We start from the raw sequence: 18,153 nt of genomic DNA on the forward strand, positions 1-18,153 counted from the left end.
CATTGATCACGGAAATCGACAACGAAAATCAAAGGGAGTTGCCATGAGGATCATCTGGTGTCGCGTGCGGACGGCGTGGAGTGGTCGCGGAACCGACCACGGGATGTCCACTTCGGAATACGCCATGGGCACGATCGCGGCCTGTGCGTTCGCCGCCGTGTTGTACAAGGTGGTGACGAGTGAAGTGGTCTCCACGGCCCTTCAGTCGACCATCGGGAAGGCGCTCGATGTGCCGTTCTGAGGAGAACTCCGCGGCGCGTCGGAAAAACGCGGACCGGGGATATGTGACGGCGGAGGCCGCGCTGGTGATCCCGGCGCTGGTGTTGTTCGCGGCGCTGCTGGTGTGGGCCCTGATGGCGGCGGCCGCGCAGATCCGGTGCGTGGACGCGGCCCGGGCCGGAGCCCGGGCGGCGGCCCGGTCGGAGCCGGTGGACGTGGCGGTGGCGGCGGCGCGCGCGGCCGCCCCGCCGGGGGCGGAGGTGGAGCTGGAACGGACGGGCGACCTGTGGCGGGTTCGGGTGGCGGCGCCGGCGCCGGGGCCGGGCGGCCTGCCGGTCCGGCTCGGCGCCGGGGCGGTGGCCCTGGCGGAGGACAGCGTGGGGCCGCCGCCGTGAGCCGGGACCGGGGGTCGGCCACGGTGTGGGCGGCGCTGGTGACGACAGTGCTCTGCGCCGTGTTCGGGGGCGTGCTGCTGCTGGGGCAGGCCGTCGTGGCCCGCCACCGGGCGGCGGCGGCCGCCGACCTGGCGGCCCTCGCCGCGGCCGCGACCTGGGCCCACGGACCGGAGGGCGCCTGCGCCGCGGCCCTGCGGGTGGCCCGGGCGCAGGACGCGGCGCTGAGCTCCTGCCGAGTCCTGGGCGAGGTGGCCGAGGTGACGGCCCACCCCGCCACCGGCACCTTCACCCCGAGGATCCGGGCCCGCGCGGGCCCGCCCGCCGAGCGAAGACCCCCGGTCGCGCGGGTCGGGCCCGCCGAGCGGCGTACCCCGGCGGCGCCGGTCGGGCCCGCCGATCGGCCTACCCGGGCTGCGCCGGATGGGCCCGCCGAACGAAGCCTCCCTGCATCCACGGCCGGGTCCGACGAGCGGGGCGTCCCGGCGGCGCCGGATGGGTTCGCCGGGCGGCGTACCCCGGCGGCGCTGGTCGGGTCCGCTGAGCGGAGTCCCCGGGCCGCGCCCGTCGGGCCCGTCGGGTGGCGTGCTGCGGCCGCGCCGGGGGTCGGTGCCGGGTGAGCGCACCCGGATGGCCCCCGGGGCCGGGGCTACGGGCGGGAGGGCTCGGGGGTGGCTTCGGGGCGGGGGGCCGTCGGGGGGGCCGGGGACTCGGCCAGGAGGCGGGTGAGGAGCCGGACGGCGCCGCGCTTGTGGAGGGGGTCGTTGCCGTTGCCGCACTTGGGGGACTGGATGCAGGAAGGGCAGCCGGCCTCGCACTCGCAGGCGGCGATGGCGTCGCGGGTCGCGGTCAGCCAGGCGCGGGCCGTGTGGAAGGCCCGCTCGGCGAATCCGGCGCCGCCGGGGTGGCCGTCGTAGACGAAGACGGTGGGGAGAAGGGTGTCGGGGTGCAGCGGCACGGAGACGCCGCCGATGTCCCAGCGGTCGCAGGTGGCGAACAGCGGGAGCAGGCCGATGGAGGCGTGCTCGGCGGCGTGCAGGGCTCCGCCGAGGATCTCCGGGGTGATCCGGGCCTCGTCGAGCTGGTCCTCGGTGACCGTCCACCACACGGCCCGGGTGTGCAGGGTGCGGGGCGGCAGGTCGAGCTTGGTCTCGCCCAGGACCTCGCCGGTGATCAGCTTGCGGCGCAGGTAGGAGACGACCTGGTTGGTGACCTCGACGGATCCGAAGCAGAGCCGGGCCGAGCCCCAGGGGATCTCGGTCTCGGTCTCCAGGACGGAGATGGAGGTGGTGTCGCGGGCGGTGGTCGAGAAGGGCGGGTTCGCCTCCTCGACGAGGGCGGCCGAGTCCTCGAGGTCCAGGTGCCTGACCAGGTAGGTGCGGCCCTGGTGGAGGTGGACGGCGCCCTCGTGGACGGCCGTGTGGGCGGCTTCCTCGTCGACCGTGCCCAGCAGCCGGCCGGTCGAGGCCTCGACGATCTGCACCGGGCGGCCGCCGCCGCCCCGGATGTCGGTCAGGTCGCAGGCCCGCTCCCGGCGGGTCCAGTGCCAGGCCGTCGCCCGGCGCCGCAGCAGCTTCGCCGCTTCGAGCTGGGGGAGGAGGTCGTGGGTGGCCGGCCCGAAGAGTTCCAGGTCGGCGTCGGTCAGCGGTAGCTCGGCGGCCGCCGCGCACAGGTGGGGGGCCAGGACGTACGGGTTGTCGGGGTCCAGGACCGTGGCTTCCACCGGCTGCCGGAACAGCGCCTCCGGGTGGTGGACCAGGTAGGTGTCCAGCGGGTCGTCCCGGGCGATCAGCACGGCCAGGGCGCCCTGCCCCGAGCGGCCCGCCCGGCCGGCCTGCTGCCACAGGGAGGCCCGCGTACCGGGGTACCCGGTGATCAGGACGGCGTCCAGGCCGGAGACGTCCACACCGAGCTCCAGGGCCGTCGTGGCGGCCAGTCCCAGCAGCTCGCCGGAGTGCAGGGCCCGCTCCAGGGCACGGCGCTCCTCGGGCAGGTAGCCGCCGCGGTAGGCGGCCACCCGCCCGACCAGCGAACGGTCCACCCCCGCGAGGCGCTCCTGGGCGATCACGGCGATCAGCTCCGCACCGCGCCGGGAGCGGACGAAGGCGACCGTACGGACGCCCTGGACGACCAGGTCGGTCAGCAGATCGGCGGTCTCGGCCGTGGCCGTACGGCGGACGGGCGCGCCCTTCTCGCCCCGCAGCTCGGTGAGCAGCGGGGGCTCCCACAGGGCGAAGACGAGCTCGCCGCGCGGGGAGGCGTCGTCGGTGATCTCGATCACTCGGGTTCCGGTCAGCCGGGAGGCTGCCGTGGCCGGATCGCTGGAGGTGGCGGAGGCCAGCAGGAAGACGGGATCGGAGCCGTAGCGGGCGCACAGCCGCCGCAGCCGGCGCAGGACCTGGGCCACGTGGGAGCCGAACACCCCGCGGTAGGTGTGGCACTCGTCGATCACGACGTAGCGCAGGGCCCGCAGGAAGGAGGACCAGCGGGGGTGGGCGGGCAGGATGCCCCGGTGCAGCATGTCGGGATTGGTGAGGACGTAGTTGGCGTACTGCCGCACCCACTCGCGCTCCTCGACGGGGGTGTCCCCGTCGTAGACGGCGGGGCGTACGGCGTTCCCCAGCGGAGCGGCCAGTTCGCGTACGGCGCGCCGCTGGTCGGCCGCCAGGGCCTTGGTGGGGGCCAGGTACAGGGCGGTGGCCCCCCTGCCGTTGGGGGCCTCGGCGCCGTCCGCGAGGGCGGAGAGCACGGGCGCGAGGTAGGCCAGCGACTTGCCCGAGGCGGTGCCCGTGGCGACCACGACGGACTCGCCGTCCAGGGCGTGCTCGGCGGCCGCGGCCTGATGCTCCCACGGGTGTTCGATTCCGGCGGCCTGAATGGCGGCTACGACATCCGTTCGGATGCGATCGGGCCAGACCGCATGACGACCCTCCCGAGGGGGCAAGTGCTCCGTATGGGTGATGCGCGCAGCTCGGGAAGGCCCCCGCGACAGGCGGTCCAGGACCGTGTCGGGAGTGGGTCGAGGGCCCGCGGGTGCCGTGGGCCGTCCGGGGCGGTGAGTATTGGCCATTGGAACCGAGTGTGTCACCGACGTGCGGGACAATGGTCCCAAGGCGTCGTGCGCGCCTGCCGGTAAGTGATTGAATGCCATCGCGGCAGCCAATCCCTCGCCCACCTCCGGGTGGGGAGGCCCCTGGGGGGCGCCGCTCGATAGCAAGGTGCTGGAGGATCCGTGGACCTGTCCCTGTCGACTCGCACTGTCGGCGACCGAACGGTCGTAGAGGTCGGTGGCGAGATTGATGTGTATACCGCGCCCAAGCTGCGCGAGCAGTTGGTGGAGTTGGTGAACGACGGCAGCTACCACCTGGTTGTCGACATGGAGCGAGTGGACTTCCTCGACTCCACCGGACTCGGTGTGCTCGTGGGAGGCCTCAAGCGCGTCCGTGCGCACGAGGGTTCGCTGCGCCTCGTGTGCAACCAGGAGCGCATCCTGAAGATCTTCCGTATTACCGGTCTGACCAAGGTGTTTCCCATCCACACCACGGTGGAAGACGCCGTCAGCGCCACCGACTGACCGCTCCCGGCGGCGAGTGGCCGCCTGGGAGAACGGGGGACCGGGCCATGGTCGGCCCGGGCCCCTGCCAAGGCACGCCCGTAGTCCGAGGGGGACGCGCATGGCCACCGTTGAACTGCGCTTCAGCGCCCAGCCCGAACACGTCCGGACGGCCCGCCTGGTCGCGGCCGCCGTGGCGCGCAGGGCCGGTGTCGAGGAAGCCGTCCTCGACGAGGTCCGCCTCGCCGTGGGCGAGGCCTGCTCGCGCGCCGTCGGACTGCACCGGGGCAACGGACTGACCGCGCCCGTCCGGGTCGTCCTGACCGAGGAGGAGAAGGTGTTCTCCATCGAGGTCGGCGACGAGGTTCCCGGGCCGGCCGGCGGGTCGGTCGACGGCGTGGCGGGCATCGACGTCGTCCTGGACCCGGACATCGAGGGCGAGGACGAGATGGGCCTCGCCGTCATCAGCGGGCTCGTCGACGACGTCGAGGTGACCAGTGGGGAATCGGGCGGGACCATCCGGATGAGCTGGCCCGTTTCGGGGACGTCCGCGCTGCCCTAGATCCACTGAAACGACATTCCGTCGTATCGTCTGATCTTCAATCAAGGCCCTGCTGAGCAGGGCCTTTTCTATTTCCCTTGATCGGTGATCAGCCGTCAATGCTTTTGCCCCATTACCACTTTCGAGGGTAATGGAGTGACGTGATCCATTGCTGAGGGGCAAGTGCAGGCCAATTGTGTTTCCTGCGCACTGTTTTGATCAGGGTGCGCTCCCTACAATCCGTCCACATCTTGAGCTCATCACGTCAAGGAGGACGAATGACGGGGCTCTTCACCCCTCTCGCGCCGGATCGCGTCACGGATCTGGCAGCCGCAGTACTCACCGATGGCAATCGGCTCATCGTGATCGTCATCGCGGCCGTGGCCGTGGCCGCGCTCGTCGTCGCGCAGATCCTGGTCCGCCAGGTCCTCGCCGCCGACGAGGGAACCGACCGCATGAAGGAGATCGCCGCCGCCGTGCAGGAAGGCGCCAACGCCTACCTCGGACGGCAGATGCGCACCCTCGCCGTCTTCGCCGTCGTGGTCTTCTTCCTGCTCTTCCTGCTCCCCGCCGACGACTGGTCGCAGCGGGCGGGACGGTCCGCGTTCTTCCTCGTCGGCGCCCTCTTCTCGGCGGGCACCGGCTACATCGGCATGCGTCTCGCTGTCCGCGCCAACGTGCGCGTCGCCGCGGCCGCGCGCGAGGCCACCCCGGCCGACGGGGAGCCCGCCAGGGACCTCACCGAGGTCTCCCACAAGGCGATGAAGATCGCCTTCCGGACGGGCGGCGTGGTCGGCATGTTCACCGTCGGCCTCGGCCTCCTCGGTGCCTCGTCCGTCGTCCTGGTCTACGCCGCCGACGCCCCCAAGGTGCTGGAGGGCTTCGGCCTCGGAGCCGCCCTGATCGCGATGTTCATGCGCGTGGGCGGCGGAATTTTCACCAAGGCCGCCGACGTCGGCGCCGACCTGGTCGGCAAGGTCGAAAAGGGCATTCCGGAGGACGACCCGCGCAATGCCGCGACCATCGCCGACAACGTGGGCGACAACGTCGGAGACTGCGCGGGAATGGCCGCGGACCTCTTCGAGTCGTACGCCGTCACCCTCGTGGCCGCGCTCATCCTCGGCAAGGTCGCCTTCGGCGACCTGGGCCTCGCCTTCCCGCTGATCGTGCCCGCCATCGGCGTCGTCACCGCGATGATCGGCATCTTCGCCGTGTCCCCGCGCCGCTCCGACCGCAACGGCATGACCGCGATCAACCGGGGCTTCTTCATCTCCGCCGTGATCTCGCTCGTGCTGGTCGCCATCGCCGTCTACGCCTACTTGCCCGCCACCTACAAGGAGCTCGTCGGCGTCGAGGACGCCGCGATCGCCGCCCACTCGGGCGACCCGCGCGTGCTGGCCGTCGTCGCCGTCGCCATCGGCATCGTGCTCGCGGCCCTGATCCAGCAGCTCACGGGCTACTTCACCGAGACCAGCCGGCGGCCCGTCCGGGACATCGGAAAGTCCTCCCTCACCGGCGCGGCCACCGTCGTCCTCGCCGGAATCTCCGTGGGTCTGGAGTCCGCCGTCTACACGGCGCTCCTCATCGGCCTCGGTGTCTACGGCGCGTTCCTGCTCGGCGGCACGTCGATCATGCTCGCGCTCTTCGCGGTGGCCCTGGCCGGCACGGGCCTGCTCACCACCGTCGGCGTCATCGTCGCCATGGACACCTTCGGGCCGGTCTCCGACAACGCCCAGGGCATCGCCGAGATGTCCGGCGACGTCGAGGGCGCCGGCGCGCAGGTCCTCACCGACCTGGACGCCGTGGGCAACACCACCAAGGCCATCACCAAGGGGATCGCGATCGCCACGGCCGTGCTCGCCGCGGCCGCGCTCTTCGGTTCGTACAACGACGCGATCGCTACCGCCGTGAAGGAGGTCGGGGCCAAGGCCGGGGAGATGAACCTCAGCCTGGACATCGGCCAGCCCAACAACCTGGTCGGGCTGATCCTGGGCGCCGCGGTCGTGTTCCTGTTCTCGGGCCTGGCCATCAACGCGGTCTCCCGCTCCGCGGGCGCCGTGGTCTACGAGGTGCGCCGCCAGTTCCGCGAGCACCCCGGGATCATGGACTACACCGAGAAGCCCGAGTACGGGCGCGTCGTCGACATCTGCACCAAGGACGCGCTGCGCGAGCTCGCCACGCCCGGGCTGCTCGCCGTGCTCACCCCGATCGCCGTGGGCTTCTCCCTCGGTGTCGGGGCCCTCGGCTCCTTCCTCGCCGGCGCCATCGGCACGGGCACGCTGATGGCGGTCTTCCTCGCCAACTCCGGTGGCGCGTGGGACAACGCGAAGAAGCTGGTCGAGGACGGCCACCACGGCGGCAAGGGCAGCGAGGCGCACGCCGCGGTCGTCATCGGCGACACGGTCGGCGACCCGTTCAAGGACACCGCCGGTCCCGCGATCAACCCGCTGCTCAAGGTCATGAACCTGGTGGCGTTGCTGATCGCGCCCGCCATCGTGCAGTTCAGCTACGGCGACGACGCCAGCCCGGCCGTACGGGCGGTCGTCGCGATCCTCGCGATCGGCGTCATCATCGGCGCGGTGTACGTCTCCAAGCGCCGCGGCATCGCCGTCGGGGACGAGGCCGGGGACGGAGCCGCCGAGCGGGTGGCCCAGTCGCCCGGAACGGCAACGGTTTCCTGATCCGAGCCGGGGCAGCGGAACGGGCGGGGCCGGGCAGGGCAGGCCGTACGCCCGAACGGCGGACAGGCGGGGCGTACCGACGCGCCGCCTGTCCGCCTTTGTGCATCCCCTGATGGCGGGCGTGTATCTTCCGGGCCGAGAGCCTTCGAAGGGACCAATCCGGTGAACAAGAAGCTTGCGGCCGCCCTGTCGGGCGGTGCGGTGCTGATGCTCGTCCTGTCCGGCTGCGGCGGGGACGACGACGGCGACAAGAAGGCCGACGCCTGGGCCAAGAAGGTCTGCGACCAGTGGCAGCCCCAACTCAAGAAGATCGAGACGGCCAACGCCGAGATCAAGCGCGTGGCGACGGAGAGCAGCAAGCCAGACGAAGTGCAGAAGACCGACTCGGCTGCCTTCGCGACCATGTCCGAGTCGTACAAGACGATGGGAACCGCCCTGCAGGAGGCGGGAATCCCGCCGGTCAAGGACGGCCAGTCGACCCAGACCGCGGCGGTCAAGGGCTTCGAGGAGACCTCGAAGGGCTACTCCGATCTGAAGACCCAGATGGACGCGCTGGACGTCAATGACCAGACGAAGTTCGCCGAGGGTCTCAAGACGCTCGCGGGCGGCCTGGAGAACGCGACCAAGGGGGGCCGGGACGCCGTCACCCAGCTCAACGCGGGCGGTCTGGACAAGGCCATGAACAGCCAGAAGGGCTGCCAGGTCACGGCGCCGTCGGCATCGCCCAAGTAGCCGGACGGGCCGGTGTCGTCCGCCGCGCCGCGGTGGGACGCCGCAGGTCCTCCCGCGCGGCGCGCCGACAGGGCGGCCGGGGTTCCAGGAGGGGCCGCGGCCGCCCTGTCGCCCGCCCGGACGGTGCTCCGCACTCGGCCGCCGCGGGCCCGCGGCGCCGCGCGGACCGCGCCGACGCCCGCGCGGCGCACGGATCGGCGCCGCCAGCGGACACAATGGGCGGGTGAGTACCACCAGCCTCCCCTCGTCCGAGCACGCCGCCGAACTGCGCACCGCCCTGCTCGCCGCCGGCTTCACCGCCGACGGCCTGCTGGACCTGCTCGGCGCCCCCGCCTACGCCGCGCTGGCGCGCAGCGAGACGGTTCCCGCCCTGCGCGCCACCCGGCGCGGCGGCGACGGTCCGCTCGCGAGCCTGGTCCGGCTGTTCCTGCTCCAGCAGCCCGTGCCGTACGCGCACGCCGCGGCCGCGCTGCCCGTCGGGGCGGCCCTGGCCGACGGCTGGCTGCGGCGCGAGGGCGACGAGGTGCGCGCGGCCGTCGACGTACGCCCGTACGGCGGCCCGGACGGCGAGGACTGGTTCATCGTCTCCGACCTCGGCTGCGCCGTCGGCGGGGCCGGCGGGATCGGCAGCCGGGAGGAGGGCGTGGTCCTCGGCGTCGGGGGCGCGTCCACGACGCTGGCCGGGATCACCGTCCGGATCCCGGTCGGCTCCGCACTCGACGTCGGCACGGGTTCGGGCATCCAGGCCCTGCACGCCGCCCAGCACGCGACCCGGGTCACGGCGACCGACGTCAACCCCAGGGCCCTGGAGTTCACCCGTCTGACACTCGCGCTGTCCGGGGCCCCGGCGGCCGAGCTGCTCGCCGGGTCGCTCTTCGAGCCGGTCGGCGACGCCACGTACGACCTGATCGTGTCGAACCCGCCGTTCGTGATCTCGCCGGTCGCGCGCCTCACGTACCGGGACGGCGGCATGGGCGGCGACGACCTGTGCCGGACCCTGGTCCAGGAGGCCGGAGCGCGGCTCAACCCGGGCGGCTACGCGCAGTTCCTCGGCAACTGGCAGCACGTGGAGGGCGAGGACTGGCACGACCGGCTGCGCTCCTGGGTGCCCCGCGGCTGCGACGCGTGGATCGTGCAGCGTGACGTACAGGACGTGACGCAGTACGCGGAGCTGTGGCTGCGCGACGCGGGCGATCACCGCGACGACCCCGAGGCGTACGCGCGGCGGTACGAGGAATGGCTGGACGAGTTCGAGGCGCGCAAGACCAAGGCCGTCGGTTTCGGCTGGATCACCCTGCGCCGGTCGGACGCGGCCGAGCCGTCGATCGTGGTCGAGGAGTGGCCCCACACGGTCGAGCAGCCCCTCGGGGAGGCCGTCCTCGCCCATTTCGCCCGCCAGGACTACCTGCGGGACCACGACGACGCGGCGCTGCTGGAGGGCTACTTCCTGCTCGCCGCCGAGGTGGTCCAGGAGCAGGTCGGAGCGCCCGGCGCGGAGGATCCCGAGCACGTGGTGCTCCGCCAGAACCTCGGCATGCGGCGCGCAACCAAGGTCGACACGGTCGGGGCCGGGTTCGCGGGAGTGTGTGACGGCTCACTGAGCGCGGGCCGGATCCTGGACGCGATCGCGCAGCTGGTCCAGGAGGACCCGATCGTCCTGCGGGACCGCACGCCGGAGGCCATCAGGATGCTGGTCGAGCAGGGCTTCCTGGAGCCGGTGAGGGACCCCTCGGGCTGACCGGATCCACTGCCGGACCGATTGCCGGACCGATTGCCGGACGGGCAGCAGGGCAGGTTGCCGGCCGTACCCGACCCGGGATGTAACCCGGGGTTCGCCCGCCGTATCCCCGCGCCTGCCAGGCTCCTGCGCAGCGGGGTCCGGGGGGATCCCGGGAGCGGCCCGGGGGTAGGGGGAGCGGCATGGAAAACGGTCCGGCGGTCTTCGCGGCGGTCGTGTTCCTGCTGTTCGGGACCGCTCTGCTGGTCTGGACGGGGGCGCGCGCCCTGCACCGTGCGCCGGTGGCCGAGGGCGTGCGCCCCGTCGTCGCCGTACCGGTGACCCTGCTCACCGGCGGCGTGTTCCTGGCGCTCGGGCTGTGGTGCCTCGCCCGGCTCTGACGGGAGCGCCCGGAGCGGTGTATCCGCCGGGTGAACGCCGACGTCGGGAGGGGTGCGGGGGCGGGGCCAGACGGCCCCCGGGCCACCCGGCCCGGTGACCGGGGACGGTCCGGCGCGGCATCCGGGCGGCAGAAACGGCACTTGTCGGGTTACCGTTCGAGTGGCCGTTGCGGGCTTGTGCCGTTTGACACGGGGGCGGGTTGTACCGTCACACTCCGCAGCGTCGCCGTACTGCGACCGAGTGCCGACCGGAGAGAAGAGCCAAGTTGTCCCCGACTAGCGAGACCGCAAAGGGCGGCCGCCGACTCGTCATCGTCGAGTCCCCTGCCAAGGCGAAGACGATCAAGGGCTATCTCGGCCCCGGGTACGTCGTCGAGGCGAGCGTCGGGCACATCCGCGACCTCCCCAGCGGCGCGGCCGAGGTTCCCGACAAGTACACCGGCGAGGTCCGCCGGCTCGGCGTGGACGTCGAGCACGACTTCGCGCCGATCTACGTCGTCAACGCCGACAAGAAGGCGCAGGTCAGGAAGCTCAAGGAGCTGCTGGCCGAGTCCGACGAACTCTTCCTCGCCACCGATGAGGACCGCGAGGGCGAAGCCATCGCGTGGCACCTGCAGGAAGTCCTGAAGCCCAAGGTCCCCGTCCACCGCATGGTCTTCCACGAGATCACCAAGGACGCGATCCGCGACGCCGTCGCCAACCCGCGCGAGCTCAACCAGCGCATGGTCGACGCCCAGGAGACCCGCCGCATCCTCGACCGCCTCTACGGCTACGAGGTCTCGCCGGTCCTGTGGAAGAAGGTCATGCCGAAGCTGTCGGCGGGCCGCGTCCAGTCGGTGGCCACGCGCATGGTCGTCGAGAAGGAACGCGAGCGCATCGCCTTCCGCACCGCCGAGTACTGGGACCTGACCGGTACGTTCTCCACCGGCCGGGCCGGCGACGCGTCCGACCCGTCGACGCTGGTCGCCCGCCTGAACACGGTGGACGGCAAGCGCGTCGCCCAGGGCCGCGACTTCGGCTCGACCGGGACGCTCAAGAGCGAGGTGCTGCACCTCGACGAGGCCGGCGCCCGGGCGCTGGCCGCCGCGCTGGAGGGTTCCTCGTTCGCCGTCCGGTCGGTCGAGTCCAAGCCGTACCGCCGTTCCCCGTACGCCCCGTTCCGTACGACGACGCTCCAGCAGGAGGCCTCGCGCAAGCTGGGCTTCGGTGCGAAGGCGACCATGCAGGTGGCCCAGAAGCTGTACGAGAACGGCTTCATCACCTATATGCGTACGGACTCCACGACGCTCTCCGAGACGGCCGTCACGGCGGCCCGCGCCCAGGTCACGCAGCTCTACGGGGCCGACTACCTGCCGGAGAAGCCGCGCGTCTACGCGGGCAAGGTCAAGAACGCGCAGGAGGCGCACGAGGCGATCCGTCCTTCGGGCGATCGTTTCCGCACTCCGGCCGAGACGGGCCTGACCGGCGACCAGTTCCGCCTGTACGAACTCATCTGGAAGCGGACCGTCGCCTCCCAGATGAAGGACGCGGTCGGCAACTCGGTCACCGTGAAGATCGGTGGGCGCGCCGCGGACGGCCGCAACGCCGAGTTCTCGGCCTCCGGCAAGACGATCACCTTCCACGGCTTCATGAAGGCCTACGTCGAGGGCGCGGACGACCCGAACGCCGAGCTCGACGACCGCGAGAAGCGGCTGCCGCAGGTGGCCGAGGGCGACGCCCTCGCCGCCGAGGAGATCACGGCGGACGGCCACTCGACCAAGCCGCCGGCCCGCTACACCGAGGCCTCGCTGGTCAAGGAGCTCGAAGAGCGCGAGATCGGCCGCCCGTCGACCTACGCGTCGATCATCGGAACCATCCTCGACCGCGGCTACGTCTTCAAGAAGGGCACGGCGCTCGTGCCGTCCTTCCTGTCGTTCGCCGTGGTGAACCTCCTGGAGACGCACTTCGGGCGCCTGGTCGACTACGACTTCACCGCGAAGATGGAGGACGACCTCGACCGCATCGCGCGGGGCGAGGCCCAGTCCGTGCCGTGGCTGAAGCGGTTCTACTTCGGCGCGGAGGACGCCTCCGAGGTCGTGCCGGCCCAGGGCGACCACCTCGGCGGTCTGAAGGAACTGGTCACGGACCTGGGCGCGATCGACGCCCGGGAGATCTCCTCCTTCCCCGTCGGCGACGGGGTCGTGCTGCGGGTCGGCCGCTACGGGCCGTACGTGGAGCGCGGCGAGAAGGACGCGGAGGGCCACCAGCGGGCCGACGTACCGGAGGACATGGCGCCGGACGAGCTGACGGTCGCGTACGCGGAGGAGCTGTTCGCGAAGCCGAGCGGTGAGTTCGAGCTCGGCAAGGACCCGGTCAGCGGGAACGAGATCGTCGCCAAGGACGGCCGCTACGGCCCGTACGTGACGGAGATCCTGCCCGAGGGCACGCCGAAGACGGGCAAGAACGCGGTCAAGCCGCGGACGGCCTCGCTCTTCCAGTCGATGTCCCTGGACACGGTCACGCTCGACGACGCGCTCAAGCTGATGTCGCTGCCGCGGGTCGTCGGAGTGGACGCGGAGGGCGTGGAGATCACGGCCCAGAACGGCCGCTACGGCCCGTACCTGAAGAAGGGCACGGACTCGCGGTCGCTGGAGACCGAGGACCAGCTGTTCTCGATCACGCTGGACGAGGCCCTGGCCATCTACGCGCAGCCGAAGCAGCGGGGCCGCGCGGCGGCCAAGCCGCCGCTGAAGGAACTGGGCACCGACCCGGTGAGCGAGAAGCCGGTGGTGGTCAAGGACGGCCGCTTCGGGCCGTACGTGACGGACGGCGAGACGAACGCGACGCTGCGGCGGGACGACGACGTCGAGACGATCACGCCGGAGCGGGGCTACGAGCTGCTCGCGGAGAAGCGGGCGAAGGGCCCGGCCAAGAAGGTCGCGAAGAAGGCCCCCGCGAAGAAGGCGCCGGCCGCCAAGAAGGCTCCGGCCAAGAAGGCCACGGCGAAGAAGGCGGCGGCGGCGACCAAGACCACCGCCGCGAAGAAGGCCACGGCGAAGAAGACGGTGGCGAAGAAGACGGCGACGGCCACGGCGACGGCCACGGCGGACGAGTAACCGCTCTGCCCGGCCGCAGGCGGTTCCGGCTGGCCGGGAGCCGTGGTGGTCCCGGCCGACCGGCCGGTGTGCGTACGAGGGGCCCCGCGCGGAAGCGTGCGGGGCCCCTCGCCGTTTCGTGCGGAGCCCCTCGCCGTTTCCGGGCCTCCGGGCGGGGGCGTGGCGGGATCGCCGAAGGGTCGCCGCGGGGGTTGTCCACAGCCCCTCCGCACCTCGCAGGCGCAGCGGATAGGCTGGGCGGATGACGCGAGCCGAGCAGCCAACGGTCGTGACCGCCCCGGCGAAGCCGACCTACGACGAAGCCCTGACAGCGGACTCCCGCGAGCGGGCGGTGCGCGCACTCCTGCGCACCCCCAGGCTGCGCCGACTGTGGAGCGCGCAGCTGGTGAGCGGCATCGGCGACGCCCTCGCCCTCTTGGTGCTGGTGCTGCTGGCCCTTCAGGCGGCCGTCTCCGAAGAGGTCTTCGGCGGCGGCTACCGCGGAGCGGCGCTCGCCGTCGCCGCCGTATTCGGCGTCCGGATCCTCGCGACCCTCCTCTTCGGCGCGGTCCTCCTCGGCCCGCTGGCCGGTCTCGTCGCCTCCGGGGGCAGGCTCGACCGCCGCTGGACGATGATCGGCGCCGACGGGGTCCGCCTCGGCCTCTTCGTCGTGGCCCCGCTGTGGCTCGACTGGATCCCGGCCCACGCGCTCACCGCGCTGCTGGCCACCGTCTTCGTGTCCGGCGCCGCGGAGCGGCTGTGGACGCTGGCCAAGGAGAGCGCCGCGCCCGCGCTGCTGCCCGCGCCGCCGCCCGAGGGGGCGACCGTACGGCCGCTCCCGGACCACTTGGACGCCCTGCGCCGGCTGACCCTGCGTACGGCCTTCGCGGCGCTTCCCGTCGCCGCCGCCGTGCTGCTCGCAGCGACCCTGGTCGGCAAGGCCCTCGGCCTCGGCATCGACTGGTTCGCCGGGAACCAGGCCGCTCTCGGCTCCTACGTGGCCTCCGGCCTCTTCGCGGCATCGGTCTCGCTGCTGCTCCCGCTGGTGCTGCCCGACGGCAAGACCCCGCGTCCCCGTTCGCCGCTGGAGGGCCTGCGGGCCCCCAGGACGGGTGACCGGCCCGACAAGGGCCGTACGGGCGTGGTCCCGCTGCTGGTGCTGGCCTGCGCCGCGGTCGCCGGCGCGGTGTCCTGCGCGGTCGCCGTGGCCGTCCTGCACGCCGGCGACCTCGGCGGCGGCCCCGCCGCCTTCGCGCTCCTCGTCCTCGCGCTGGTCGGCGGCACCGCCGCCGGGATCCGCGCCCACCAGGCCGGCAAGGTGCTCCCCGCCCTCTCCCGCCGCCGTCTGCTGGCGCTGGCCATAGCGGTGGCCGGGGTCGCCCTGCTGCTGTCCGGGCTGGTTCCGGACACGGCGACCGTCCTGTTCCTGTCGCTGCTCGCCGGCACCGCCGCGGGCGTCGCGGCCAACGCCGGGCACACCCTGCTCGACCAGGAGACCGAGGAGTTCCGCCGGGCCCGGGTCACCGAGCACCTCCAGGCGGTCGTACGGGTGGCCGTGGCCGTCGGGGCGGTGGCGGCCCCCGTGCTGGCCGCCTTGATCGGATCCCACCGGCTGACCGGCGACCAGGCCGCCGCCCACGGCGGCGCCGCCTTCACGCTGATGCTGGTCGGGGCCCTGTTGCTGCCGGTCGCCGTGGTGGTGCTGGCCAAGGCCGACGACCGCAGCGGCGTACCGCTGCGGCGCGACCTGCGCGAGGCGCTGCGCGGCGGTGAGCCGGTGGAGTCGGCTTCCGACGCCGGGTTCTTCATCGCCCTGGAAGGCGGCGACGGCGCCGGCAAGTCCACCCAGGTGGAGGCGCTGGCCGACTGGATACGGGGCAAGGGCCACGAGGTCGTCGTGACCCGAGAGCCGGGCGCCACCCCGGTCGGCAAGCGGCTGCGCTCGATCCTGCTGGACGTGTCGTCGGCCGGCCTGTCCAACCGTGCCGAGGCCCTGCTGTACGCCGCCGACCGGGCGGAACACGTGGACACCGTGGTGCGGCCGGCGCTGGAGCGCGGGGCGGTCGTCATCTCGGACCGCTACATCGACTCCTCGGTCGCCTACCAGGGCGCCGGCCGTGACCTGTCGCCGACCGAGATCGCCCGGATCTCGCGCTGGGCGACCGACGGACTCGTACCGAACCTGACCGTGCTCCTCGACGTGTCGCCGGAGGCGGCGCGCGAGCGCTTCACGGAGGCTCCGGACCGGCTGGAGTCGGAGCCGGCGGAGTTCCACCGGCGGGTGCGGTCCGGTTTCCTGACGCTGGCCGCGTCCGACCCCGGGCGCTACCTGGTGGTCGACGCGGGCCAGGACCCGGACTCGGTGACCACCGTCGTACGCCACCGGCTGGACCGGATGCTGCCGCTCTCCGAGGCCGAGGTCGCCGCCCAGGCGGAGGCCAGGCGCCTCGCTGAGGAAGAGGCCCGGCGCAAGGCCGAGGAAGAGGCCGCGCGCAAGGCGGAGGAGGCGCGGCTGAAGGCCGAGGAGGAGGCCCGCCTGGCCCGCGAGGCCGAGGAGGCCCGGGTCAGGGCCGAGGCGGAGGCCGCCCGCAAGGCGGCGGAGGAGCGCCAGCGCGCCGAGGAGGAGGCCCGGGCCCGGGCCGAGGCCGAGCGGCTGCGCGTGGAGGCCGAGGAGAAGGCCCGTGCCGCCGAGGCGGAGCGGATGCGCCGACAGCACGAGGAGGAGGCCCGGCTGCGGGCCGAGGCCGAGGAACGGCGGCTGGAGAAGCAGCGCCGGGCGGAGGAGTCCCTGCTGAAGGCGGAGGAGGCGCGCCGCCTGGCGGCTGCCGCCGCGGCCGAGGCGGCTGCGAGCGCGGCTGCCGCGGCGGCGGCATCGGAGGCGGCTTCGGCCCGGGCCGCGGCTTCGGCTTCCCCGGCTTCCCCGCCTGCTTCGGCTCCTTCTGGCCAGGGGACGGCGGCCCGGCACTCGGACGACGCCGTGACCGTGGAGACCCCCCTGATCAAGCGGGTCGTCCGGCCGGACGACGTCACCCAGACGGTCCCGGTTCCGAAGGTGGACCCGGCCGCCGCGCCCCCCGCCGATGCGGCGGAGACGGCGGTGCTGCCTCCCGTACGCGCGACCGACGAGACGGCCGTGCTGCCTCCCGTACGCGCGACCGACGAGACGGCCGTGCTGCCTCGCGTACGGCCGGACGGCGGTCAGGAGGGCCGGGCGCAGCCGGACCGCGGCTCCCGGGCGGACGGTCCGCGGGCGGCGCAGGGACCGGCCCGGTCCGCGTCGCGCCCGACGGCCCAGCGCCCGCCGGAGAACCCGGCCGACCGTGTGCCGCCGGGCATCTTCCGGGACTCGGACAACGACCGGACGCGTGAGCTGCCGGTCGTCGAGGAGGACGGGAGCCCGCGCCGACAGCGCTCGGACTGGGCCGAGGAGACCCCGCTGGACGATCTGCCGTCGCTGGCGGACGAACTGCTGGGACGCCACCGCGAGCCCGGTGACGACGAGGACGGCACCAGGGGGCCGCGCCGCCGTCGCTGACCGGCCGCGGGACGGGATTGTCAGTGGCGCGCGCCACAATGGGCGTACGGAGAGTGAAAGGTGGTGGGCGGGATGCCCGTATGGGACGACCTGGTGGGACAGGAGCGTGTCCAGACGCAGCTGGCCGCCGCCGCCCGTGACGCCGACGCCCTGGTCACGGCCATCACGGACGGGACCGAGCCGCCCGCCGCGAACAAGATGACCCACGCCTGGCTGTTCACCGGCCCGCCCGGTTCCGGGCGGTCCACCGCCGCCCGCGCCTTCGCGGCCGCCCTGCAATGCACCAGCCCCGACCGCGCACTCGGCGGCGAACCGGGTTGCGGGTTCTGCGACGGCTGCCACACCACCGTAATCGGCACCCACTCCGACGTGCAGATCATCCGTACCGACCTGCTGTCCATCGGTGTGAAGGAGACCCGCGACCTGGTCCGCAAGGCGCAGCTCTCCCCGGCCGTCGGCCGCTGGCAGGTCATCGTCATGGAGGACGCCGACCGGCTCACGGAAGGCGCGGGCAACGTGCTGCTCAAGGCCGTGGAGGAGCCCGCCCCGCGCACGGTGTGGCTGCTGTGTGCTCCCTCGCTGGAGGACGTGCTGCCCACGATCCGCTCCCGCTGCCGGCACCTGACCCTGCGCACCCCCTCCGTCGATGCGGTCGCCGAGGTCCTGGTCCGGCGCGACGGCATCGAGCCCGCCGCCGCCGCGGCCGCCGCCCGTGTGACGCAGGGGCACATCGGCAGGGCGCGCCGGCTCGCCACCGACGCGGCCGCGCGGTCCCGCCGGGCCGCCGTACTGAAGCTCCCGCTGCGCGTCGAGGACGTGGGCGGCTGCCTCAAGGCCGCGCAGGAACTGGTCGACGCAGCCGCCGAGGACGCCAAGCAGGTCGCGGAGGAGGTCGACGGCAAGGAGACCGAGGACCTGCGCGCCGCGCTCGGCGCCGGAACGGGCGCCGGAAGCCGGATGCCGCGCGGAACCGCGGGCGCGATGAAGGAGCTGGAGGACCGGCAGAAGCGCCGGCGCACGCGCACCCAGCGCGACAGCCTCGACCTGGCGCTGACCGAGCTGACCGGCTTCTACCGGGACGTACTGGCCCTGCAGCTCGGGTCGTCCGTGGCCATCGCCAACGAGGAGATACGCCCCGACCTCGACCGGATCGCCCGCGCCTCGGGCCCGGAGCGGACGCTGCGCCGGATCGAGTCGATCATCGCCTGCCGGGACGCCCTCGACCGGAACGTGGCCCCGCTGCTGGCGGTCGAGGCGATGACGATGTCGCTGCGCGCGGGCTGACCGCCCGCCGGGCCGGTGCGGTTC

Annotated in this window: 13 protein-coding genes; 12 read left to right on the top strand and 1 reads right to left on the bottom strand. The window is 73.1% G+C overall.

Annotated elements, in window-relative coordinates; genetic code table 11:
* Positions 1-43 precede the first annotated feature (43 nt).
* The 3 genes from OTB16_RS17800 to OTB16_RS39270 are packed head-to-tail and all read left to right on the top strand — an operon-like array spanning position 44 to position 1,231.
* Entirely contained in the window at positions 44-241 is a 198-nt protein-coding gene (locus tag OTB16_RS17800; protein WP_267721212.1) for a DUF4244 domain-containing protein, read from the top strand.
* Complete coding sequence (locus OTB16_RS17805) at positions 228-614, top strand: TadE family type IV pilus minor pilin (RefSeq protein WP_267721213.1); 387 nt, start codon at positions 228-230, stop codon at positions 612-614. Before OTB16_RS17800 ends, OTB16_RS17805 begins: the two co-directional genes overlap by 14 nt.
* Complete coding sequence (locus tag OTB16_RS39270) at positions 611-1,231, top strand: Rv3654c family TadE-like protein (RefSeq protein WP_324290846.1); 621 nt, start codon at positions 611-613, stop codon at positions 1,229-1,231. The genes OTB16_RS17805 and OTB16_RS39270 overlap by 4 nt, the downstream gene beginning before the upstream one ends.
* Before the next feature lie 29 nt (positions 1,232-1,260).
* On the opposite strand, the gene OTB16_RS17815 is transcribed toward OTB16_RS39270, so the two are convergent.
* Positions 1,261-3,762, bottom strand: a complete 2,502-nt coding sequence (locus OTB16_RS17815; RefSeq protein WP_267721214.1) for a DEAD/DEAH box helicase — start codon at positions 3,760-3,762, stop codon at positions 1,261-1,263.
* 81 nt (positions 3,763-3,843) lie between these two features.
* On the opposite strand from OTB16_RS17815, the gene bldG reads away from it, so the two are divergent.
* The 9 genes from bldG (at position 3,844) to OTB16_RS17860 (ending at position 18,129) form a co-directional block, all read left to right on the top strand.
* Positions 3,844-4,185 (top strand): anti-sigma factor antagonist BldG, encoded by a 342-nt coding sequence (gene bldG / locus OTB16_RS17820; protein WP_073917433.1) that lies wholly within the window; start codon positions 3,844-3,846, stop codon positions 4,183-4,185.
* A gap of 100 nt (positions 4,186-4,285) precedes the next feature.
* Positions 4,286-4,726, top strand: coding sequence for an ATP-binding protein (locus OTB16_RS17825; RefSeq protein WP_267721215.1), 441 nt, complete (start codon positions 4,286-4,288; stop codon positions 4,724-4,726).
* A gap of 257 nt (positions 4,727-4,983) precedes the next feature.
* Positions 4,984-7,386 (top strand): sodium-translocating pyrophosphatase, encoded by a 2,403-nt coding sequence (locus OTB16_RS17830; RefSeq protein ID WP_267721216.1) that lies wholly within the window; start codon positions 4,984-4,986, stop codon positions 7,384-7,386.
* Between the two features lie 162 nt (positions 7,387-7,548).
* A complete protein-coding gene (locus tag OTB16_RS17835; protein ID WP_267721217.1) occupies positions 7,549-8,118 on the top strand; it encodes a small secreted protein in 570 nt (189 codons plus the stop codon).
* A gap of 223 nt (positions 8,119-8,341) precedes the next feature.
* Positions 8,342-9,856 (top strand): DUF7059 domain-containing protein, encoded by a 1,515-nt coding sequence (locus OTB16_RS17840; protein ID WP_267721218.1) that lies wholly within the window; start codon positions 8,342-8,344, stop codon positions 9,854-9,856.
* 182 nt (positions 9,857-10,038) lie between these two features.
* Positions 10,039-10,236 (top strand): hypothetical protein, encoded by a 198-nt coding sequence (locus OTB16_RS17845; RefSeq protein WP_267721219.1) that lies wholly within the window; start codon positions 10,039-10,041, stop codon positions 10,234-10,236.
* Positions 10,237-10,502: 266 nt separating this feature from the next.
* Positions 10,503-13,331: a type I DNA topoisomerase gene (gene topA, locus OTB16_RS17850; protein WP_267721220.1), complete on the top strand. Its 2,829-nt coding sequence runs from the start codon at positions 10,503-10,505 to the stop codon at positions 13,329-13,331.
* Positions 13,332-13,572: 241 nt separating this feature from the next.
* Complete coding sequence (gene tmk, locus OTB16_RS17855) at positions 13,573-16,845, top strand: dTMP kinase (RefSeq protein ID WP_267721221.1); 3,273 nt, start codon at positions 13,573-13,575, stop codon at positions 16,843-16,845.
* Positions 16,846-16,917: 72 nt separating this feature from the next.
* Positions 16,918-18,129: a DNA polymerase III subunit delta' gene (locus OTB16_RS17860; protein ID WP_267721222.1), complete on the top strand. Its 1,212-nt coding sequence runs from the start codon at positions 16,918-16,920 to the stop codon at positions 18,127-18,129.
* Positions 18,130-18,153 lie beyond the last annotated feature (24 nt).

The sequence above is a fragment of the Streptomyces antarcticus genome (assembly GCF_026627255.1).
In the GTDB taxonomy this organism is placed as follows: Bacteria; Actinomycetota; Actinomycetes; order Streptomycetales; family Streptomycetaceae; genus Streptomyces; species Streptomyces antarcticus.